This window comes from Micromonospora sp. WMMD998, from assembly GCF_029581235.1.
GTDB lineage: Bacteria > Actinomycetota > Actinomycetes > Mycobacteriales > Micromonosporaceae > Micromonospora.
Map to the genome: position 1 here is coordinate 2,084,840 of NZ_CP120740.1, position 19,421 is coordinate 2,104,260.

At 72.6% G+C, this 19,421-nt stretch carries 22 protein-coding genes and 3 tRNA genes; 12 read left to right on the plus strand and 13 right to left on the minus strand.

Annotated elements, in window-relative coordinates; genetic code table 11:
• Positions 1-14: 14 nt before the first annotated feature.
• Positions 15-1,010, plus strand: coding sequence for an expansin EXLX1 family cellulose-binding protein (locus O7619_RS09915; RefSeq protein WP_282287166.1), 996 nt, complete (start codon positions 15-17; stop codon positions 1,008-1,010).
• Positions 1,011-1,047: 37 nt separating this feature from the next.
• Here the strand turns inward: O7619_RS09915 and O7619_RS09920 are convergent, their stop codons facing one another.
• From O7619_RS09920 to bcp, 6 genes are all read right to left on the minus strand, one after another.
• Complete coding sequence (locus tag O7619_RS09920) at positions 1,048-1,341, minus strand: type II toxin-antitoxin system RelE/ParE family toxin (protein WP_348774375.1); 294 nt, start codon at positions 1,339-1,341, stop codon at positions 1,048-1,050.
• 14 nt (positions 1,342-1,355) lie between these two features.
• Positions 1,356-1,640: a type II toxin-antitoxin system Phd/YefM family antitoxin gene (locus O7619_RS09925; protein WP_282287170.1), complete on the minus strand. Its 285-nt coding sequence runs from the start codon at positions 1,638-1,640 to the stop codon at positions 1,356-1,358.
• Positions 1,641-1,645: 5 nt separating this feature from the next.
• Entirely contained in the window at positions 1,646-2,203 is a 558-nt protein-coding gene (locus O7619_RS09930; RefSeq protein WP_282287171.1) for a GNAT family N-acetyltransferase, read from the minus strand.
• Positions 2,204-2,271: 68 nt separating this feature from the next.
• A tRNA-Leu gene (locus O7619_RS09935) sits at positions 2,272-2,354 on the minus strand.
• Positions 2,355-2,367: 13 nt separating this feature from the next.
• Complete coding sequence (locus tag O7619_RS09940; protein WP_282287173.1) at positions 2,368-2,895, minus strand: HNH endonuclease signature motif containing protein; 528 nt, start codon at positions 2,893-2,895, stop codon at positions 2,368-2,370.
• A 31-nt stretch (positions 2,896-2,926) separates the two neighbouring features.
• Positions 2,927-3,397 (minus strand): thioredoxin-dependent thiol peroxidase, encoded by a 471-nt coding sequence (gene bcp, locus O7619_RS09945; protein WP_281584634.1) that lies wholly within the window; start codon positions 3,395-3,397, stop codon positions 2,927-2,929.
• 124 nt (positions 3,398-3,521) lie between these two features.
• Between bcp and O7619_RS09950 the strand changes: the two genes are divergently transcribed.
• From O7619_RS09950 to O7619_RS09965, 4 genes are read left to right on the plus strand one after another with little or no spacing between them, the layout of a single operon-like run.
• Positions 3,522-4,244, plus strand: coding sequence for an energy-coupling factor ABC transporter permease (locus O7619_RS09950; protein WP_282287175.1), 723 nt, complete (start codon positions 3,522-3,524; stop codon positions 4,242-4,244).
• Positions 4,241-4,606 carry a PDGLE domain-containing protein gene (locus tag O7619_RS09955; protein ID WP_282287177.1) on the plus strand — a complete coding sequence of 122 codons (366 nt, stop codon included), beginning with the start codon at positions 4,241-4,243 and terminating at the stop codon, positions 4,604-4,606. The genes O7619_RS09950 and O7619_RS09955 overlap by 4 nt, the downstream gene beginning before the upstream one ends.
• Positions 4,607-4,621: 15 nt before the next feature.
• Positions 4,622-5,392 (plus strand): cobalt ECF transporter T component CbiQ, encoded by a 771-nt coding sequence (cbiQ, locus tag O7619_RS09960; RefSeq protein WP_282287179.1) that lies wholly within the window; start codon positions 4,622-4,624, stop codon positions 5,390-5,392.
• Complete coding sequence (locus tag O7619_RS09965) at positions 5,389-6,150, plus strand: ABC transporter ATP-binding protein (protein WP_282287181.1); 762 nt, start codon at positions 5,389-5,391, stop codon at positions 6,148-6,150. Before cbiQ ends, O7619_RS09965 begins: the two co-directional genes overlap by 4 nt.
• Here the strand turns inward: O7619_RS09965 and O7619_RS09970 are convergent.
• From O7619_RS09970 to O7619_RS09985, 4 genes are read right to left on the minus strand one after another with little or no spacing between them, the layout of a single operon-like run.
• Positions 6,123-7,232 (minus strand): hypothetical protein, encoded by a 1,110-nt coding sequence (locus O7619_RS09970; RefSeq protein ID WP_282288754.1) that lies wholly within the window; start codon positions 7,230-7,232, stop codon positions 6,123-6,125. The genes O7619_RS09965 and O7619_RS09970 overlap by 28 nt on opposite strands.
• On the minus strand, positions 7,232-7,948 hold the full coding sequence (locus O7619_RS09975; RefSeq protein WP_282287182.1) for a thioredoxin domain-containing protein: 717 nt from the start codon (positions 7,946-7,948) through the stop codon (positions 7,232-7,234). Before O7619_RS09975 ends, O7619_RS09970 begins: the two co-directional genes overlap by 1 nt.
• Positions 7,935-8,462 (minus strand): MauE/DoxX family redox-associated membrane protein, encoded by a 528-nt coding sequence (locus O7619_RS09980; protein ID WP_282288755.1) that lies wholly within the window; start codon positions 8,460-8,462, stop codon positions 7,935-7,937. Before O7619_RS09980 ends, O7619_RS09975 begins: the two co-directional genes overlap by 14 nt.
• A 30-nt stretch (positions 8,463-8,492) precedes the next feature.
• A complete protein-coding gene (locus tag O7619_RS09985) occupies positions 8,493-9,080 on the minus strand; it encodes a sigma-70 family RNA polymerase sigma factor (RefSeq protein ID WP_282287183.1) in 588 nt (195 codons plus the stop codon).
• A 212-nt stretch (positions 9,081-9,292) separates the two neighbouring features.
• On the opposite strand from O7619_RS09985, the gene O7619_RS09990 reads away from it, so the two are divergent.
• The 3 genes from O7619_RS09990 to O7619_RS10000 all read left to right on the plus strand — a co-directional run bounded on the left by O7619_RS09990 (position 9,293) and on the right by O7619_RS10000 (position 12,367).
• Positions 9,293-10,969: a copper resistance protein CopC gene (locus O7619_RS09990; protein ID WP_282287184.1), complete on the plus strand. Its 1,677-nt coding sequence runs from the start codon at positions 9,293-9,295 to the stop codon at positions 10,967-10,969.
• 16 nt (positions 10,970-10,985) lie between these two features.
• On the plus strand, positions 10,986-11,717 hold the full coding sequence (locus O7619_RS09995; RefSeq protein WP_282287185.1) for a YcnI family protein: 732 nt from the start codon (positions 10,986-10,988) through the stop codon (positions 11,715-11,717).
• A gap of 146 nt (positions 11,718-11,863) precedes the next feature.
• On the plus strand, positions 11,864-12,367 hold the full coding sequence (locus tag O7619_RS10000) for a hypothetical protein (RefSeq protein WP_282287186.1): 504 nt from the start codon (positions 11,864-11,866) through the stop codon (positions 12,365-12,367).
• Between the two features lie 11 nt (positions 12,368-12,378).
• On the opposite strand, the gene O7619_RS10005 is transcribed toward O7619_RS10000, so the two are convergent.
• Complete coding sequence (locus tag O7619_RS10005; RefSeq protein ID WP_282287187.1) at positions 12,379-13,650, minus strand: glycosyltransferase family 87 protein; 1,272 nt, start codon at positions 13,648-13,650, stop codon at positions 12,379-12,381.
• 73 nt (positions 13,651-13,723) lie between these two features.
• On the opposite strand from O7619_RS10005, the gene orn reads away from it, so the two are divergent.
• Both orn and O7619_RS10015 read left to right on the plus strand, forming a co-directional pair.
• Positions 13,724-14,314, plus strand: coding sequence for an oligoribonuclease (orn, locus tag O7619_RS10010; protein WP_282287188.1), 591 nt, complete (start codon positions 13,724-13,726; stop codon positions 14,312-14,314).
• A gap of 91 nt (positions 14,315-14,405) precedes the next feature.
• Positions 14,406-14,481 (plus strand) — tRNA-His (locus tag O7619_RS10015).
• A 58-nt stretch (positions 14,482-14,539) separates the two neighbouring features.
• On the opposite strand, the gene O7619_RS10020 is transcribed toward O7619_RS10015, so the two are convergent.
• Entirely contained in the window at positions 14,540-15,814 is a 1,275-nt protein-coding gene (locus O7619_RS10020; RefSeq protein WP_282287189.1) for an Ig-like domain-containing protein, read from the minus strand.
• A 188-nt stretch (positions 15,815-16,002) separates the two neighbouring features.
• Positions 16,003-17,277 carry an Ig-like domain-containing protein gene (locus tag O7619_RS10025; RefSeq protein WP_282287190.1) on the minus strand — a complete coding sequence of 425 codons (1,275 nt, stop codon included), beginning with the start codon at positions 17,275-17,277 and terminating at the stop codon, positions 16,003-16,005.
• 187 nt (positions 17,278-17,464) lie between these two features.
• On the opposite strand from O7619_RS10025, the gene O7619_RS10030 reads away from it, so the two are divergent.
• Both O7619_RS10030 and O7619_RS10035 read left to right on the plus strand, forming a co-directional pair.
• Positions 17,465-17,540, plus strand: a tRNA-Lys gene (locus O7619_RS10030).
• 185 nt (positions 17,541-17,725) lie between these two features.
• The gene (locus O7619_RS10035; protein ID WP_282287191.1) at positions 17,726-19,333 is read left to right on the plus strand and encodes a glycoside hydrolase family 44 protein; all 1,608 of its coding nucleotides are present in this window, start codon (positions 17,726-17,728) and stop codon (positions 19,331-19,333) included.
• Positions 19,334-19,421 lie beyond the last annotated feature (88 nt).

Consider the following 19,421-nt stretch of genomic DNA (forward strand, 5'->3'; position numbering starts at 1 on the left):
CAGCATCGGCTGGCGTGACCGACGGCAGCACACCCCACCCACCGACCCCCACCGGCGACGGGACCCCGGCCGGCCGCCGGATTCCGCCCCGGACCCGGCGCCGGCTCGTCGCCGCCGGCCTGGCCACGCTCGCCGCCGTGGTCGCGGTCACCCTCGCGGTACGCGGCGGCGCCGCACCCGCCTGCGCGGCCCCACCCCGGGCCGCGGCCCCGCTCGCCGCCCCGCCCGTCGGTGGCGCGACGCACACCGGCAAGGCCACGTTCTACGACTCGAAGGGCGCCGGCGGCAACTGCTCCCGGCCCGCCGCGCCGGCCAACCGGCTCTACGTCGCGCTCGGCCCGAGCGAGTACGCGGCCGGCGCCTCCTGCGGCGGCTTCCTCGACGTCACCGGCCCGCGCGGAAGCGTCCGGGTGCTCGTCATGGACCAGTGCCCGGAGTGCGCCGCCGGCCACCTCGACCTCTCCGCCGAGGCGTTCGCCCGGATCGCCGACCCGGTGCAGGGCGTGGTGAAGATCAGCTACCGGGCCGTGGTGAACCCGTCGCTGCCCGGCCCGCTCACGTTCCGCCTCAAGGAGGGCTCGTCGCAGTGGTGGTTCGCCGTCCTGGTCGGCGACCACGGCAACCCGCTGCGCTCGGTCGAGGTCCGCCAGAACGGCTCGTGGCGGGCGGCGGACCGCCAGGACTACAACTACTGGCTGATCCCGTCGGGTGCCGGCCCCGGCCCGTACTCGATCCGGGTCACCGACGTGTACGGCCACCGCGCGACCGCCACCGGCATCCGGATGCGTCCCGGCCAGGTGCAGCGCAGCACCACCCGGATGTACGGCGCGGGCGCGGCGACCACGGCCCGCTCGGCGAAGCCGTCCCGCTCCCCGTCCACGCGCCCGCGACCCAGCGCCCGCGCCTCGGCGTCCCCGTTCCCGTCCCAGCCCACCCCGGCGGAAACCGCGGCCCTCTTCGACGCCGCCGCCCCGATTACCCCGTCCACCGTTACCGCCGCGTGCGGCTGACCCGCTCGGACGTCGACTGGCGCGGATTCGGCGTCCGCTACGAGCGGTAGGCGTCGCGCCGATGGCGGATCGAGTGAATCTCGACGACTCGCTTCGCCTCGTTTATCCGGTAGATGATCCGGTAGGTGCCGCGACGAGCGGAGTGGAAGCCGTCGAAGGGTTCATCGAGCGGCTTGCCGACCCGATAGGGGTTGACCGCGATCGCATGCTCGATGGTCTCCGTCGCGGCGATCGCCACCTCCAACGGCAGATCCTCGTGCAGGTTGCGGCGGGCCCGCCGGGAGAACATCACGGTGTAGGAACTGGGTGGTTCGCTGGAGAGGCCGTCCACCCGCCGGTCCGCCATCAGGCCGCTCTGCTTCGCCGCCGGTCCAACTCGGCGCGCACCTCATCCATGGAGAACGTGTCGCCGGAGACGAAGTCGTCCCGTGACTGACGCAGGTCCGCCAAGGCCTCGTCGTCCGACAGCAGGTCGAGTGTCTCGCGCATCGACTCGTACTCGGCAACCGAGATCAGCATGACGTCGGCGCGGCCGTTGCGGGTGATCGTGAAGTGGTCATGCTCCCGAGCGACCCGGTCGGCGAGCTCGGCGATCCGAGCCTTCGCCTCCGTGATGGGGATGATCTCCATGCAGGTCAGTATAGCGACCGGTCAGCATTCTGGTCTTCGGCTGGACCGGGCAAGTCGCGCCACATGAGGATCTCGTCGCGGGAGCCGGTGGGGGAGACGCGGAGGGCGGCGGGGAGGCGGCCTACCTCGCGGTAGCCGAGGCGGCGGTAGAAACCGTCCAGTCCGAGGCCGTCGCGGACGGTCACGTGCAGCGCCGCCACGCCCATCGTCCGGGCGACCCGCTCGGCCTCGCGCATCAGCGCCGCGCCGTGACCACGCCCCTGGGTGTCGGGGTGCACCATGACGCGCTTGAGCACCCGCCAGTGCGCCTTCAGGTGGAACCGGTTGTCGACGATGACGAGGACGGCGACGAGCCGGTCACCCTCGTAGCCGGCGAGCAACCGGTCCGGCCCGTCGGCGACCTCGGCGAGGGTCGACGCGGCGACAGGGTGCACCTCGGCCGCGGTCACCGGCGCGACGAAGCCGACCGCGCCACCGGCGTTCGTCGCGTCCACCCAGAGGGCGACGAGCTGCTCCCGCAGCTCGGGGGTGAGGTCGGGGTCGAGCACGAAGCGCAGGTCCACGCCCGCCATCCTGCGGGTGGTGACCCGGCGACGCCCCGCGTTCGTGACGCGGCCGACACCGATGATAGTGCGGGAGGGGGGTTTCGAACCCCCACGTCCTCTCGGACACGGGCTCCTAAGGCCCGCGCGTCTGCCGTTCCGCCACTCCCGCCGACCCGCTGAGTCTAGAGCGTCGCACCGAGAGGGTGTGCAGTCCGGCCCGCTGCGGTATGCGCGATGCCGTCGCCCTTGTTGCGGCCCGCGAAGGTGTCCGTCTGGCTGTGGCAGTTCGGGCAGAGGATCCGCAGGTTGGGTGGCCGGTTGTCGAGGAAGTCGCCGTTGATGTGATCGACGTGCAGGGTCAGTGGCCGACCGCGCCAGACCGGGCCGCAACCGCATTCCTCGCACTGCTCCGGCACACCGATGTCGCCCAGCGCCCACTTGAGGCGGGTGCCGGGCGTGCGCCGTGAGCCGGCCGGCAACAGCAGGAGCAGCTGTGCGGAGGAGGTGCGCCGCACACCACGCTGACCCTTGTTGTGCGGCTGCCTGGTGAAGTGCGACGTGTCGATGCCGAAGCGTTTGAGCTGCCGGCTGATATGCGCGTGCGACCCGCCGCTGACCCGCACCCCGAGCAGCCGCATGACCTCGGTGACGTTGCGCGCCCGTGCGGCGGTCGCGGCCAGCAGGTCGGGCGGGTATTTGTAACGCACCACGTGCCGACGGTAACGGCAGCCCCCGACAGGATCAGTCGAGCCCGAGGTCGCGGCGCAGTTTGGCGACGTGGCCGGTGGCCTTGACGTTGTAGAGCGCCCGTTCGATCTTGCCGTCCGGGTCGATGACGAACGTGGAGCGGATCACGCCGGTGACGGTGCGGCCGTACGACTGCTTCTCGCCGTACGCGCCGTACGCGGTCAGCACGGCCCGGTCCTCGTCGGCGACGAGCGGGAACGTGATCGCGTCCCGGTCGCGGAACTTCGCCAGCTTCGCGGGCTTGTCCGGCGAGATGCCCACCACCTCGTAGCCGGCGGCCTGGAGCGAGGCGAGCGAGTCCCGGAAGTCGCATGCCTGCTTCGTGCAGCCGGGCGTCATGGCGGCCGGGTAGGCGTACAGGATGACCTTACGGCCGCGCAGGTCGGCCAGGGAGAGCGTCCCGCCGTCGTCGGTGGGGAGGGTGAACTCGGGGGCGGCGTCGCCGGGGCTGAGACGGTCGGTCATGGCGGTGACGATACCGCCGCGCCTGCGGCGGTGGCCGACGGCGACGCGCGGCCGACGGTGATCATTCCCATGCCTTGTTGCAAGGTATTGGCAACAACGCCTGACGGGAAATAGGCTCGCCTCCGTGGACACCCTGGCGATGCACATCTCCAACGGGATCATCGATGGTCCCGTGGCCGCGATCTTCGCGGCTCTCGCGCTCGCCGCGCTCACGTTCTGCGTGCTGCGCGGCCGGGCCGACCTCGACGACCGGCTCGCGCCGATGGCCGGCCTGGTGGCCGCGTTCATCTTCGCGGTGCAGATGCTCAACTTCCCGATCTTCACCGCCGGGGTCAGTGGTCACCTGCTCGGTGGCGCGCTCGCGGCGCTGCTCGTGGGGCCCTGGGTGGGCGCGCTCTGCGTGGCCGTGGTGCTCGTGGTGCAGGCCCTGGTCTTCGGCGACGGCGGGGTGGCGATGCTCGGCCTGAACATCACCAACATGGCGATCCTCGGCACCGCCGCCGCCTACCTGCTGATCGCGTTGCTGCTGCGGGTGCTGCCCCGCAGCCCGGCCGGCCTGGCGGTCACCGCGTTCGTCTCCGCGCTCGTCAGCGTCGTGGTCGCGTCCCAGGGTTTTGTGCTCGAATACTGGCTGGGCGGCACCACCGACCTCGGCAGCAACCTCGGCGGGCTGGCCGGCACCATGGCCGTCGCCCACCTGCTGATCGGCATCGGCGAGGGCCTGATCACCGCGACCACCGTGGTCACCGTCGCGAAGGTCCGCCCCGACCTGGTGTACGCGCTGCGCGCCCTGAAGAAGCCGGCCGCGCCGGTGCCCGCCGTACCGGTCGCCGGAGGTGCCCGATGAGCAAGCGTTCCTGGCCGTTCCTCCTCGGCGGCCTGCTTGTCGCCCTGGTGCTGGCCGGTGTGGTCAGCAACTACGCCTCGTCGCACCCGGACGGGCTGGACTCGTCCCTGCTCAAGGGCTGCACGGTGAACGCCGACGACGAGATCACCGGCGGGAGCTGCCCGGCCCAGCAGGCCAGGGAACACGAGCTGGCGGACAGCCCGCTGGCCGACTACGGCGTACGCGGGATCGGCAACGACTTCCTCTCCACCGGCCTGTCCGGGGTGCTCGGCGTGCTGCTCACGTTCGCGCTCGGCGGTGGCCTGTTCTGGCTGGCCCGCCGCCGCAACCCGGCGAGCGCCACCTCGACCGGCGACCGCTGAGCCGGGGGCCGACGAATGGGCGCCGGGCACGGGCACGTGCTCTACCGCGAGTCCGGATCGCCGGTGCACCGCCTCGCACCGGAGGTGAAGATCACCGCCATGGTGCTGTTCACCGTGGCGGTGGTCGCCACCCCGCGGGAGGCGTACTGGGCCTTCGGCGGCTACGCGCTGCTTGTGGTCGCCGTGGCCGCGCTGGCCCGGGTCGGCCCGCGCTGGCTGCTCGGCCGGGCGCTGATCGAGCTGCCGTTCGTGCTGTTCGCGTTCGCGCTGCCGTTCCTCGGCGCCGGGGAGCGGGTCGACGTGGCCGGGCTGAGCCTCTCCGTCGACGGGCTGCACGGGGCGTTCAACATCCTGGCCAAGGGCACGCTCGGCGTACTCGCGTCGCTCCTGCTGGCGGCGACCACGACGACCCGTGACCTGATCCTCGGCCTGGACCGGCTGCGGTGCCCGCAGATCCTCACCCAGATCGCCACGTTCATGCTGCGCTACCTGGAGGTGCTGGTCGGGGAGGCCCGGCGGATGCGGGTGGCCCGGGTGTCCCGGGGCGACGACCCGCGTTTCCTCTGGCAACTGCGCGGCTTCGCGGCCGGCGTCGGCGCGCTCTTCCTGCGCGCGTTCGAGCGCGGCGAGCGGGTCTACCTGGCGATGGTCTCCCGGGGCTACACCGGCCGGATGCCGGCGGTGTGGCAGGGTGCGGGCGCGGCCACCGCCGGCCAGTGGGCGGTCGCCGCGACGGTCCCGGTGATCGCGGCCTCCATCGCCGCCGCCGCGCTCGTCCTGCAATGATCGGGTACGTGCAGCAGCCGCCCTCCCTGGACGTCCGTGGCGTCCGGTACGCGTACCCGGACGGTCACGTCGCCCTGCACGGCGTGGACCTGACCGTGCCGCGCGGCGACCGGGTGGCGCTGCTGGGGCCGAACGGCGCCGGCAAGACCACGCTGGTGCTGCACCTCAACGGCATCCTCACCCCGACCGGGGGGACGGTCGAGGTCGGCGGTCTGACGGTGACCCGCGACCGGGGCACGCTCGCCGAGGTGCGCCGCCGGGTGGGCATCGTCTTCCAGGACCCGGACGACCAGCTCTTCCTGCCCACGGTGGCGGAGGACGTCGCGTTCGGCCCGGCCAACCTGGGGCTGCGGGGGGCGGAGCTGTCCGCCCGGGTCGACGAGGCGCTCGCCGCGGTGGGGATGGTGGAGCACCGGGACCGGGCGCCGCACCACCTGTCGTTCGGGCAACGGCGCCGGGTGGCGGTGGCCACCGTGCTGGCGATGCGCCCGGAGATCCTGGTGCTGGACGAGCCGTCGTCGAATCTGGACCCGGCGGCCCGCCGTGAGCTGGCGGAGATCCTGCGCGCGTTGCCGGTGACCCTGCTCATGGTCACCCACGACCTGCCGTACGCGGCGGAGCTGTGCCCCCGCGCGGTGATCCTGGACGGCGGTCGGATCGTCGCCGACGCGCCCACCGCCGAGCTGCTCGCCGACGAGGCGACGCTTGCCGCGCACCGCCTGGAGCTGCCCTACGGTTTCGCTCCCCGCCCGGCCTGAGCGGGCTCGGCGGGCCGGGTCGCGCGGGCGTGCCGAGCGGCGGTGCGCAGGCGGAGCAGGCCGGCGGCCAGCGCGCCGGCGCCGGTGGCCAGGGCCACGGCGACGAGCACGCGGACCAGGCCCGGTGGGCCGGCCGCCGGGGGCACCGAACGGGACAGGACGGCGAGGTTCGCGATCCCGGCGAACAGGGCCAGGCACGCGCCGGCGAGCGCCAGCGCGAAGTCGGCGGCCGGGCGACGGGCCAGCGCGTACCCGCCGGCGGCGAGCGCGCCGAGGCCGGTGAGCAGCGTCCACACCTGGCCGGTGAGCAGGTCGGTGAGCACGCCGCCGGTGCCGGGGGCGCCGCTGTCGAGCGCCCGGGCGACGGTGAGCGCCACGGTGGCCGCGCCGCCCACGGCGAGCAGCCCGCCCACCGCGCGCAACGCGCGGACGCCGGCCGCCGTGCCGCCGGGCACCACCCCGGCCGCGCCGAGCACCAGGAAACCGAGGGTGACGGCGACCCACCACGGGTACGGGTCGGGCGGCGGCACCCAGTCCAGCGTGCCGCGTACCTCGGTCGGGGTGTCGCCGGCGCGCAGCGGGACCGTCCAGTCGCGGACCCGCTGCTCGCGGTCCGGGGCGGCGGCGACGGCGGCGGGGGGCCCGTCGCCGCGCCAGAGCGTGCGCTGGTCGTGCCAGCGGTAGGTCGGCCCGTCGTCGATCCGTCGCCAGGCCGGCGCGGCGGCCGGGTCGGCCTCGGCCGGCAGCTCGGTGTCCCCGGCGATGGTGCGGTTCAGCCAGGTGGCGGGGGAGCGGCTGTTCTCGAACACCCCGCCGGGGCCGATCCGCAGGTAGGGCTCGCCGGAGTAGCCGAGCACGGTGACGTCGGCGCCGGTGCGGTTGGTCAGTTCCAGCCGCGCGCCGGCCTCCACCATCCGGGCGGTGAGCCCGGGCCGGTGCGGGGCGACGCCGGTGACCGCGGCCCGGTAGTCGGTGCCGTCCGGGGCGTCCGCGCCGTGCGCGGCGGCCGGCGCGGCGAGCGCCAGCAGGGCGGTGGTCGCGACGGCGGCGACCAGCCCGGCCCGGCGCAGCGGGGCGGGGATCACTTCCCGGCCGCCGCCACGGCCGCCTTGATCCCGTCCGGGGTCTTGTCCTGGACCTCGGTGCCGTTGACCTTGACAGTCGGGGTGCCGGTCACGCCGGATCTGCTCGCCTCGTCGGTCACGTGCCCGGTCCACGACGTGTAGGTGCCGTCCCGCACACAGGAGCCGAAGTCGTCCCGGTTCAGCCCCACGCCCACGCCGATGTCGATCAGCTCGTCGTTGCTGAGCCCGGCGCTGCCCTCCGCCGGCTGCCGGGCGAAGAGCTGGTCGGTGAACTCACGGAACTTGCCGCCCTCGGCGGCGCAGCCGGAGGCGGCCGACGCGCGGGTGGAGTATTCGGTGGTGGAGAAGCGGTTCAGGAAGGCGACCGGGTGGAACACCACCCGCGCCTTGCCCTCGCTGACGAGCTGGTTCACGGTCTCGCCGTTGACCTGCTGGAACTGCTTGCAGACCGGGCAGAGGTAGTCCTCGTACAGGTCGATGGTGACCGGGCCGTCGCCGTAGACGATGCCGGTGCCGGCGTCGTTGGCGCCGGGCGGGGCGGTGAAGTCGTCCGACTTCTGGGAGGAGTAGACGGCCCAGCCGATGCCGCCGGCGATGACGAGCACCAGCACCGCGGCGATCGTGGTCCAGAGCGCGCGCTTGCGCCGCTTCTCCCGGGCGATCTGCTCGCGCACCACCCGAGCGGCGTCCCGGCGTCCCTTACGGCTGCTCATCGTCGTCCTCCACGGTGTCGCCCGCCAGCCAGCCGTCCACCGAGAACGGGGTGCGGGGCCAGATCAGCAGGAACCCGGCCAGTGCCAGGAACCCCAGGTCCCGGAGGATCTCCGGGAGGTAGCTCGGCGCCTGGCCGGCGCCGAGTTGACCGCCGCTGCCGAAGCACCCGCAGTCGATGGCCAGGCCGCGGGCCCAGGCGGAGGCGATGCCGGTGATGAAGATCACGAGCAGCGCCGCGGAGACGCCGGCGCCCACCCGGGTGGCCAGTCCGGCGAGCAGGAGCAGGCCCAGGGCCAGCTCCACGAACGGCAGCGCCGCCCCGATCACCGTGGCCACGTCGTACGGCATCACCTGGTAGGCGTTCACGGCCCGGCCGGAGGCGGCCAGGTCACCGACCTTCGTGGCGCCGGCGACCAGCCAGACGGCGGCCAGCCCGAGACGGGCCACGAAGCCCAGCCAGGGGCGCAGAGCCGGCCAGCGCCCGGCCCGGGTGGTGGAGGGGGTCACAGTTATTCGTCGTCCGAGCGCCACGGATGGTTCCCGCTATCCGGCGAGCGTGTCGCCGACGGCGTCGACCAGCTCGTCGCGGGCCCGGGCGACGCGGGAGCGGATGGTGCCCACCGGCACCCCCTCCACGTCGGCGGCTTCGGCGTAGGACAGGCCGAGCAGTTGGGTGAGCACGAACGCGGAGCGCCGCTCGGCGGGCAGCCGGCGGACCAGGTCGGTGGCGCAGAGCTGCCCCGCCGGGTCCGGGTGCGGCCGGTCGGTGGCCGCCTGGGCGGCGAGCCGCTCGTCGAGCCGGCGGCGGCGCACCACCGTACGCAGGTGGTCGGCGCAGGCCCGGCGGGCGATGCCGAGCAGCCAGGTGCGGGCGGTGGAGCGACCCTCGAAGCCGGGTAGCGCCCGGAACGCCCGCAGGTAGGTCTCCTGGGTCAGGTCGTCGGCGCTGTCCGCGTCGACCAGGGCGGCGGTGAAGCGCCACACCTCGGCCTGGGTGGCCCGGACGAAGGCGGCCTGGGCGTCCGGGTCGCCGTCCCGGGCGGCCAACGCCCAGGTGGTGGCCGCTTCCCGCGCAGCCCCGGACCCCGGCCGGGGGCGGTCGGCGGCGGTGTCGCGCGGGGCGGGGATCACGACAGACGAGGTTACGCGGCGTACCTGTGCGGCACAGGGTCCTTCGGCCCATTCCGTGTTCCGGCACACGCCGGGAACTTTTCCCGCCCGCCCGCCGACTACCCCGCCATGACCTCCGACCAGGTGCGGCGTGGCGCGCGCCGCCGCGCCGATCGGGCATCCGGAATCTCCGCCGGAGGTCGGCTCGCCGGCAACCGCGCCGTTCGGGAACCATGGCGGTCATGACTGCTGCCGTACGCCGCCCGCCCGGGGTGCTCGCCGCCCGCTCCGGGACCGTCGCCGGGCTGCTGCTCCTCCTGACCACCCTGCTGCTCGTCCCGGCCGGCCCGGCCAGCGCGCACGCGGTGCTGGTGAGCAGCAGCCCCGCCGCGTCCGCCGTGGTGCCCGAGGCGCCCGCCCAGGTGGTGATCACCTTCAGCGAGAGCGTCCGCAAGGTGCCCGGCAAGGTGCGGGTGATCGCCCCGGACGGTTCCCGGGCCGACCGGGGTGAGCCGACGTTCCAGGGCGCGGAGGTCACCATTCCGGTGGACCCGTCCGGCGGGCGCGGCACCTACCTGGTGAGCTACCGGGTGATCTCGGCCGACAGCCACCCGGTGTCCGGCGCGTTCACCTACTCGGTCGGCGCGCCGTCGGAGCCGCCGACCGACACCGGCTCGGACAACCGGGCGAACCCGGTGGGCGAGAACGCGGTCAAGGTGGCGAAGTACGTCGGCTACCTCGGGTTGCTGTTGCTGTTCGGTCCGGCCCTGGTGCTGGCCGCGCTCTGGCCGCGCCGGTTGTCCCGGCGCGGGCCGGCGCGGCTGGCCTGGGCCGGGCTCGGCGTGCTGGCGGTCGCCACCGTCGCCGAGCTGTGGCTCCAGGTGCCCTACACCAACGGCGGTGGGCTGTTCGACGTCACCTCCGCCAGCCTCGGCGACGTGCTCGGCAGCGCCTACGGCACCACCCACCTGGTCCGGCTGGGCCTGCTCGCCGCCGCGGCGTTCCTGCTCCGCCCGCTGTTCGCCGGGCCGGTCGGCCGCACCGACGGGATCATCCTGGCCGTCCTGGGCGGGGCGACGCTGTTCACCTGGCCGCTCGCCGGCCACCCGGCCGCCTCGCCGGCGCCCGCGGTCTCCGTGGTGGTGGACGCCATCCACCTGGGCGGCATGGCGGTGTGGCTGGGCGGCCTGGTGATGCTGGCGGCCTTCCTGCTGCCCCGGGCCGACGAGCGGGAGTTGGACGCGATCCTGCCGATCTGGTCCCGCTGGGCCGCGCTGGCGGTGGCCGCGCTGCTGCTCGCCGGCACCGTGCAGGGCCTGATCGAGGTGGCCAGCCCGGCGGCGCTCGTCGACACCACGTACGGGCGGCTGCTCCTCGCCAAGATCGTGTTGTTCGCGCTGGTGATCGGCGTGGCCGCGTACTCGCGGGCGCTGGTGCGGCGGCGGGTCGCCGCCGGCCGGCCGGGCGCGATGCGGCGGGCCGTGGTGGCCGAGCTGGTGATCACCGCGGTGGTGCTGGGCGTGTCGGCCACGCTCGTGCAGACCACCCCGGCGCGCACCGCGTCCGCCGACGTGGCGGGCGCGCAGGCCGGCTACTTCTCCGCCACGTTGAACAGCCCGATCTATTCGCTCCAGGTGGAGGTGGACCCGGCCGAGACCGGGAACAACTCGATCCACCTCTACGCCTACACCACGGACAACCGGCCGCAGCCGGTGCAGGAGTGGAAGGTCACCGCCGCGTTGCCGTCGGCGGGGATCGAGCCGATCACGGTGCCGCTGCTGCCGCTGAGCGACAACCACGCCACCGGCGAGGTCAGCCTGCCGGCCCGGGGTGACTGGCAGCTCCGCTTCACCGTCCGCACGTCCGACATCGACCAGGCGACGGTGACCGCCACCGTGCCGATCAAGTAATGGAAGGTCCCATCTGATGATCCGTCTCCGGCGCCCCGCGACCGCCGCCGCGCTGACTCTCGCCGCCGCCGCGGCCGTGCTCGGCCTGGCCGGGCCGGCCTCCGCGCATGTCACGATCAACCCCAAGGAGGGTACGCAGGGCGGCTACGGCCGGTTCGCCTTCCGGGTGCCGAACGAGAGTGACACGGCGTCGACCGTCAAGGTCGAGGTGACCCTGCCGGACAACGCCCCGGTGGGCTCGGTCTCCACCATGCCGGTGCCGGGCTGGACGGTGGCGGTGGAGAAGCGCAAGGTCGACCCGCCGGTCGAGGTGCACGGCAGCCAGCTCACCGAGGCGGTCTCCAAGCTCACCTACACGGCGGCGGGCAACGGCGGGGTGAAGCCGGGCGAGTTCCAGGAGTTCCCGGTGTCGATGGGGCCGCTGCCGCAGGTCGACACCATGGTGTTCAAGGTGCTCCAGACCTATTCCGACGGCAACGTCTCCCGGTGGATCGAGGAGCCCACGCCGGGCGGGGAGGAGCCGGAGGACCCGGCCCCGGTGCTCGCGCTCGCCGCGGCGGCGCCCGCGTCGGCGGGCGCGAGCGCGCCGGCCGCCGCTGCCGCCGCCGACGACGCCGATGACGACGACGGCGACTCCGGTGCGGGCACCGCGTTCGGGGTGGCCGGTCTGGTCGCCGGGCTGGCGGGCCTGGTCCTCGGCGGGCTGGCGTTCGCCCGTACCCGGCGGGAGCCGACCGCGAAGTCCTGAGCACGACCCGCACGACCGGCCCGGCGGATCCGTTCCGTCGGGCCGGTCGTGCTCGGTGGGTTCGGGTGCCGTGGATGTCCGGCGCTCAGGCGACCGGCCTCGGTAAGGTCGGCCGGGTGGTTCGGCTACCGAGAGGGACGACACGAATGCGTTTCGTGCGCACGATCGCCGGCGTGCTGCTGCTGGCCGTGGGAATTCCGGCGCTCCTGGCGGGTGTCGGACTGTGGCACGTCGCCCGGCACGCCGACCCGGCCGACGGCTACGCCGCCCGGTTCGGCGGGCTGGAGCTCGCGCTGCGCGGCGAGCTGCGGGCCGGTTGGTTCCCCGCCGTGGTGTGGGCGCTGCTGGCCGGCGGGACGCTGCTGACGGTCCTCGCCGTGGCCCTGCTGCTGCGCCCGCACCAGCCGCGTGAGGTGGTCTTCGTGGTCGAGCCGGAGCAGGTGCCGGTGTTGGCCGGGCGGCTCGGGATCACCTCGCTGCACGAGCTGGGCCGGCAGCCGGGTCCCCGGTCCGCGCCGGAACGGCACCTGGTGGCCGTCGGCTCGCCCGCCGGTGGGCGGACCCGCGCGCCGAGCGGCGGAGCCCCGGAAACGGCGGGCCCTCCGCGCTGCCGACGCGGAGGGCCATCGTCACCGGGGGATTCGGTGTAGCTGGGGCAATATTACCCTCGAACGTCATCTTTCACGAGGTCTGTACGGTTAACGACCTTCTCAGCGCGTCGGCGGGCCGGCAACACGGCCAGCAACAGCAGACTCAGCAGCACATAGGCGTTGCGGACGACGAAGTCGACCGGATCATCCGTGTGCACCGTCCCGGTGCCCCAGTCCTGGAACGTCACCACCCCGTACACGATCACCACGCCCGTGAACACGGCCAGCGCGAGCAGGCCGCGGCGCCGTCTCGTCGCCCGGCCGGCGTCGAGCGCCGCGTCCACGAGCACCACCACCGCCGGGATGAACCAGTACAGGTGGTGCGTCCAGGTGATCGGCGAGATCAGGCCACCCACCAGGCCGGTCAGGGTCAGGCCGGCAAGCGCGTCCCCGGCCCGCGCCGCCCGCGCCGCCCGCCACAGGCCGAACCCGGCGACCAGCACCACCAGCAGCAGCCACGGCAACCGGCCCGGCTCCGCCGGCGCGGTGATGCGGCTGAGCAGGCCGAACAGGGACTGGTTACCGGTGTAGTCGGTGCGGCCCACCCGGTCGGTGGCCCACAGTTCGTGGGTCCAGAACCGCCACGAGTCGCCCGGGGCGACCGCAGCCGCCAGCAGCGTGGCCGCCGCCGCGGTCGCCGTCGCCACCAGCGCCGCCCGCCAGCGCCGGGTCACCAGCAGATAGAGCACGAAGATCCCCGGGAACAGCTTGAGCGCCGCCGCCAACCCCACGCCCACACCGGCCCAGCGGCGCCCCTGGGGTACGGCGAACAGCAGGTCGGCGAGGATCAGCACCACCAGCAGCATGTTGATCTGCCCGAGCGTGATCGTCTCCCGGGTGCTCTCCACCGCCAGCACCAGCAGCACCGCGACCGTCAGCCCGAACCCGACCGGCAGGCCGTGCCGCCGCAGCACCGGCAGCACCAGCCAGCGGGTGGTCACCACCACGCCGGCAAGCGTCGGCAGCACGAAGGCGGCGATGGCGACCCCGAGCCGCAGGTGCGCGAACGGCGCCAGCAGCAGCGCCGCGAACGGCGGATAGGTGAAGTAGAGCGCGCCCTGCACCCGGTCCGGCTGGACGTAGTCGTAGAGCGGGTGACCGGCCGACCACCAGTCCATCGCCCGCATGTAGATCTTCAGGTCGTAGTAGTCGTGCCGCAGCGCGGGCAGGTAGAGCGCCGGCAGCAACGCGGCGAGCGCCAGCACGGTGACCACCCGCCGGGCCGTACGACCGCCCGCGTCGTCGTGGCTGACGGCGGGTGGGGCGACGGATTCGGCTGGCACGGGGAAACCCTAGCGGTCCACCTGGTCCACCGGGCCGAGGCGCGGGTGGGTCGGCGGCGCGTAGTCTGTTCCGGTGGCTGATCTTCTCGTCTGGATCGATTGTGAGATGACCGGGCTGGACCTGCGTCGGGCCGCCCTGATCGAGGTCGCCGCGCTCGTCACCGACCCCGACCTGAACGTGCTCGGGGACGGCGTGGACGTGGTGATCCACGCCGACGACGCGGCGCTCGACGGCATGCCGGAGATCGTGCGCACCATGCACGCCAAGTCGGGCCTGACCGAGGAGGTGCGCCGCTCCACGGTCACCCTGGCCGAGGCCGAGGACATGGTGCTCGACTATGTCACCAGCCACGTGAAGGATCCGCGCACCGCGCCGCTGTGCGGCAACTCGATTGCCACCGACCGGGGCTTCCTGGCCCGCGACATGACCCGGCTCGACGCCCACCTGCACTACCGGATGATCGACGTCTCCTCGATCAAGGAGCTGTGCCGGCGGTGGTACCCGCGGGTGTACTTCGGCCAGCCGCAGAAGGGCCTGGCCCACCGGGCGCTGGCCGACATCCGGGAGAGCATCCGGGAGTTGGAGTACTACCGGCGAACCCTGTTCGTGCCGCTGCCGGGGCCGGACGTGGAGACCGCCAAGGGGATCGCCGCGCAGCTCTGACAGCCGGGCCGGAACCCGGTGGACGGGCCCGGCCGGGATATGGCTATTATTGGTCCGCGCACCGCCCGGGTCGACCGGAGCGGCGAGCATGGTGGCTGTAGCTCAGTTGGCAGAGCACCGGGTTGTGGTCCCGGTTGTCGTGGGTTCAATTCCCATCAGTCACCCCAGACGACGAAGCCCCCTCCGGTCGGAGGGGGCTTCGTCGTAGGGGACTGGTAGGGGACGTCAGGCGGTCGGCTCGGCGCTCGGCGTCGCGCCCGCCGGCTCGTACGGCAGGGCGCTGCCCTTGACGTACTCATCCCAGGACATGTTCCAGTCCGTCCAGCCGTTGCCGTTCTTCAGCTTGCGCTCGGTGCCCTTGACCGTGATCGGGTCACCCAGCCGGGTGTTGCTGAACAGCCAGTTGCCGTCCTTCATCGACACGTTGACGCAGCCGTGCGAGACGTTCGTCTTGCCCTGCACGCCCTCCGACCAGGGCGCCGCGTGGATGAACTCGCCGCCCCAGGTGAGCCGCTGGGCGTAGTCGATCTCGGTGCGGTAGCCCTCCTCCGGGCCCAGCTCCTCCATCGTGTCGAAGACCGTGTGCCGCAGCTTCTCGATCACCACCATGGTGCCGCTCGACGACGGGGTGCTCTTCTTGCCGAGGCTCACCAGGATCGTCTTGATCTTCTTGCCGTCCTTGGTGACGGTCATCCGCTTGGTGCGGTTGTCCACGGTCATCACGAACGACGGGCCGATCTTGACGTCGACGGTCAGGTCGGAGCGGCCGTACCAGCCGTCGCCGAGCGGCAGCCCAGCCGCCTGCACCTGGTAGGAGACGGTGCTGTTGGCCTTCCAGAAGGTCTTCGGCCGGTAGTGCACCTCGGTCGGGCTGATCCAGTGCCAGATGCCCTCCTGGGCCGGCTTCGCGGTCACCGTCATCCGGCGCTGGAGGTCGTCGCGGTAGTCCTCCGGGATGGCCCGACCGAACTTGACGATCAGCGGCATGCCCACGCCGACGACCTGGTTGTCGCCGAGGAAGCTGCTCACCCGGACCTGCTTGGACGGCTTCGCCATGGTGGTGAACGTGCTGGTGGCGGTGGCCGGCTTGCCGTCGTCGCCGGTGGCGGTCACGGTCGCCGTGTAGGTCTCGGCGTAGGCCAGGGCGGCGGTCGGCTGCCAGCTCTTCCCGTCCGCGGTCATCTCGCCCTCGACCGCCTCGCCGGCGGCGTCCTTCAGCTCGACGGCGGTCTGCTGCGCCTCGGTGGTGGTGATCGTGATGGCGGTGGTGACCGGCACGTCCTTGGCGTCGGCGGCCGGCTCGCTGATGGTGGCCGCCGCCTTCGGGGCCTTCTCGCCAGCGTCGTCACCGCCCTGCCAGCTCGACGGCTTGTCGCCGCCGCCGCCGGTGCAGGCGGAGGTCAGCGCCATGGCGGCGACGAGCACCGCGGCGGCGAGTGCGCGGCGCCCGCCGCGACGGGCGCTCCCGTCCCGGATCAGTTCGTCCTGGCCAGCTCGCATGTCTTCCTCACAAGTGTGTTGCCGATCCCCATCGTCTGGTCAGACGCGCCGGACCGGCCGCCCGTTGCCGGGAGTGAAGCGGAACACCCCGACGACGATGTAACGATTCTGTTGTCGTCCGGCGCTTCGTTGCGGGGACGTGTCCCGACCGCTGCCCGAGGCAGCGCGTCAGACCACGTTACGCCGCATCAGAACGGTGAGCCCTGACCGCCCTCCGGCACCGGCAGGGCGCTGCCGGCGACGAACTCCTTCCAGGTCATGCTCCACGCCGTCCAGCCGTTGCCCGGCGCGAGCCGCCGCTCGGTGCCCTTGACCGTGATCGGGTCGCCGACCATCGTCCGCCCGAACAGCCAGCGGCCCTCGGCCATCGACACGTTGACGCAGCCGTGCGAGACGTTCCGGCGCCCCTGCACGCCCTCGGACCAGGGCGCCGCATGGATGTACTCGCCGCCCCAGGTGATCCGCTGGGCAAAGTCGATCTTCGTGACGTACTGGTTGTCCGGGTCCGGCTCGTCGCGGGTGTCGAAGACGGTGGACTCCTTCTTCTCCATCACCACCATCGTGCCGCTGGAGGAGGGGGTGCTCTTCTTGCCCAGGCTCACCGGCAGCGTGCGGATCACCGCGCCGTTCTCCTTGACGGTCATCCGCTTGGTCGCGTTGTCCACCGTCATCTCGAACGCGCGACCGATCTTCGCGGTGGCGCTCCGGTCCAGGTTGCCGTAGCGGCCGTTGCTCAGCGGGATCCCGGCCAGCGCCAGCCGGACGGTGAGCGTGGTGCCGGTCTTCCAGTATTCCGGGGCGCGGTAGTAGGCCTGGGTGCCGTTGCCGAGCCAGTGCCAGGCGCCGGGCTGCGGCGGGTCGGTCTGCACGAACATCCGCTTCTGCACCGCGGCCCGGTCCTTCTTCGGGATGCCGGGGGAGAACTCGGCGACCACGGGCATGGCCACCCCGTACGTCTTGCCGCTGAACAGGTAGAGCCCGGAGCCGATCATCGACTTGGGCTTGGCCATCGTGGTGAACGTGCTGGTGTCCTGGTGGGTCGCGCCGCCGGGATCGGTGCCGGTGACCGTGGCGGTGTACTTCGTCGCGTACTTCAGCGGGGCGGACGGCACCCAGCTGGAGCCGTCGCGTCGCATCCGCCCCTTGACGGCCTTGCCGTCGGCGGTGGTGAGCACGACCTTCGACACCGTGCCGCCGCCCGGGATCTTGGCGCTGATCTCGGTGCTGGCCGGCCGGCCGGTCGCCCCGTCGGCCGGACTCACCGACAGCGCCAACGCCGGCGCGGAGTCGGACGTGCTCGCCGAGGCGCTCGGATCCGGCGCGGCGGACGAGACGTCACCGACCTGCTGCTGGCCGGGCACGAACGCCGGCTTCTCCTCGTCGCCGCCGCACCCGGTCAGTGCCAGCGTCGCCGTGAGAGCCAGGGCGCCCACCGTCGCCCCGGCCCGCGCGAACCTACCCATGCCCACCCCTGTCGTAGCGTGCCTGGCGGACATCGTGCCCCATCGACGCTCCGAAGCCGTTCCCCGGACCGGCACGTGAGGGTTTTTTGTGCCCTTTTGCCGGTTAAGCTCGACCGAAGGGGTGAGCCCCGTATCGGATTGGAACCCGGTTCGGCGGGCGTGCTAAGGTTCTTCCCGTTGTCAGCGAGCGCCGCTAGCTCAACTGGCAGAGCAGCGGACTCTTAATCCGCGGGTTCGGGGTTCGAGTCCCTGGCGGCGCACCAACGAGCAAGGCCCCGATCGGCACATCCGTGCCCGTCGGGGCCTTTTTCGCGTACGATCGCGTTGACTACATATAGACGCTCAGTAATATGTCTGCGGGTTCGGCCCGTCCCGGGCTGATCGTCGGCGGGAGTCTCTGATGGGTGTGCAACGACGGCGCAAACCACGTCCGACCACGGTGATCGGCGTGGCCGGAAGTCTCGTGGCGGGATTGTTGACCACCCAGGCCGTCGCCGGCCCGGCGGTGGCCGACACCGGCCTCACCCTGGCGGTGGACGTCTCCGCCGCCCGGCATCCGATCAGCCCCGACATCTACGGCATGAACGGCGGCGACCCCGCGCTCGTCGCCGAGCTCGGCACGCCGGTGGCGCGCTGGGGCGGCAACGCGAGCAGCCGGTACAACTTCAAGAACCACACCTACAACACGGGCAGCGACTGGTACTTCGAGAACATCGTGGCCGGGCCGGACAACACGGTCGAGGCGTTCGTCGAGCGGAACCGGGACCACGGGACCAGGCAGGTGGTCACCGTGCCGTTGATCGGCTGGGTGGCGAAGGACTCGCCCTCGTCGCACCCGTTCGCCTGCGGCTTCCCGGCCACCCGTTTTCCGGAGCAGGACTCCTTCGACCAGTGGGACCCCAACTGCGGCAACGGCCGGCACGCCGAGGCGAACCTGGTCGGGGCGGTCCCCTCGGACACCTCGATCCCGGCCGACGCGTCGTTCGCCGGCGAGATGGTGTCCCACCTCGTGAGCCAGTTCGGTCCGGCGCGACGTGGCGGGGTGTCGATCTACGAACTCGACAACGAGCCGGTGTTGTGGAACTCCACCCACCGCGACGTGCACCCCGAGCCGGTGAGCTACGACGAGCTGGGCGGCAAGGGCACGGCGACCGCCGCGGCCATCAAGGCCGCCGACCCGCACGCGAAGGTGCTCGGCCCGTCCGGCTGGGGCTACTGCGAGTGGGTGGCCTCCGGCGTGGACGGGTGCGCGCCGGGTGCGGACGCGGCGGCGCACGGCGGGCTCAACCTGTCCCAGTGGTATCTGAAGAACATGCGGGACTTCAGCGACGCCCACGGCGGGAAGCGCTTCCTCGACTACTTCGACCAGCACTACTATCCGCAGATCAGCGGCGGTAAGGACCCGGACTCCAACGCGCTGCGGCTGCGCTCCACCCGGTCGTTGTGGGATCCGACGTACCAGGACGAGTCGTGGATCGGCGCCGGCGGGGTGAACGCGCCGCCGTTGCAGTTCATCCGCCAGATGAAGGCGTGGGTCGCGCAGTACTACCCCGGTACGAAGGTCGCCATCACCGAATACAACTGGGGCGCGCTGGACGACATCAACGGCGCGCTCGCGCAGGCCGACGTGCTCGGCATCTTCGGGCGTGAGGGTCTGGACCTGGCCACCATCTGGGGCGAACCGAAGCCGACCGACCCCGGCGCGTACGCGTTCCGGATGTACCGGAACTACGACGGCGCCGGCAGCAGGTTCGGGAACGTGAGCGTCTCGGCGGCCAGCGGCGACCAGGGGAAGCTCGCGGTCTACGCCGCGCAGCGCTCGTCCGACAAGGCGCTCACCGTCATGGTGGTCAACAAGACGGGCGAGGATCTGACGTCACGGATGGCGCTGGCCGGGTTCCACGGCAGTGGCAAGGCCCAGCGGTTCACCTACGGTCCGGCCGACCTCACCTCGATCGTCCGCGGCGAGGACCTGCGGGTGACCCGTGGCGGCGTCCGCGCGACGTACCCGGCGAACTCCGTGACGCTGCTCGTCCTGCCCCAGCGCCACCACTGAGCGTCCCACCCCCACCCCCGCACGCGCACCAAAGCGGTTAGGAAGGGCCCCCTCCTATACAAAAAGCGATAGGAGGGGGCCCCTTCCT

What these genes read in the sequence shown, in the direction of transcription:
- O7619_RS09955 (WP_282287177.1), top strand. Translation starts at nt 4,241, where the DNA reads ATGAGCAAGCGTTCCTGGCCGTTCCTCCTCGGCGGCCTGCTTGTCGCC.
- O7619_RS09990 (WP_282287184.1), top strand. Translation starts at nt 9,293, where the DNA reads ATGGCGGTCATGACTGCTGCCGTACGCCGCCCGCCCGGGGTGCTCGCC.
- O7619_RS09925 (WP_282287170.1), bottom strand. Translation starts at nt 1,640, where the DNA reads ATGGAGATCATCCCCATCACGGAGGCGAAGGCTCGGATCGCCGAGCTC.
- O7619_RS09995 (WP_282287185.1), top strand. Translation starts at nt 10,986, where the DNA reads ATGATCCGTCTCCGGCGCCCCGCGACCGCCGCCGCGCTGACTCTCGCC.
- O7619_RS09965 (WP_282287181.1), top strand. Translation starts at nt 5,389, where the DNA reads ATGATCGGGTACGTGCAGCAGCCGCCCTCCCTGGACGTCCGTGGCGTC.
- bcp (WP_281584634.1), bottom strand. Translation starts at nt 3,397, where the DNA reads ATGACCGACCGTCTCAGCCCCGGCGACGCCGCCCCCGAGTTCACCCTC.
- cbiQ (WP_282287179.1), top strand. Translation starts at nt 4,622, where the DNA reads ATGGGCGCCGGGCACGGGCACGTGCTCTACCGCGAGTCCGGATCGCCG.
- O7619_RS10020 (WP_282287189.1), bottom strand. Translation starts at nt 15,814, where the DNA reads ATGCGAGCTGGCCAGGACGAACTGATCCGGGACGGGAGCGCCCGTCGC.
- O7619_RS09975 (WP_282287182.1), bottom strand. Translation starts at nt 7,948, where the DNA reads ATGAGCAGCCGTAAGGGACGCCGGGACGCCGCTCGGGTGGTGCGCGAG.
- O7619_RS10000 (WP_282287186.1), top strand. Translation starts at nt 11,864, where the DNA reads ATGCGTTTCGTGCGCACGATCGCCGGCGTGCTGCTGCTGGCCGTGGGA.
- O7619_RS10025 (WP_282287190.1), bottom strand. Translation starts at nt 17,277, where the DNA reads ATGGGTAGGTTCGCGCGGGCCGGGGCGACGGTGGGCGCCCTGGCTCTC.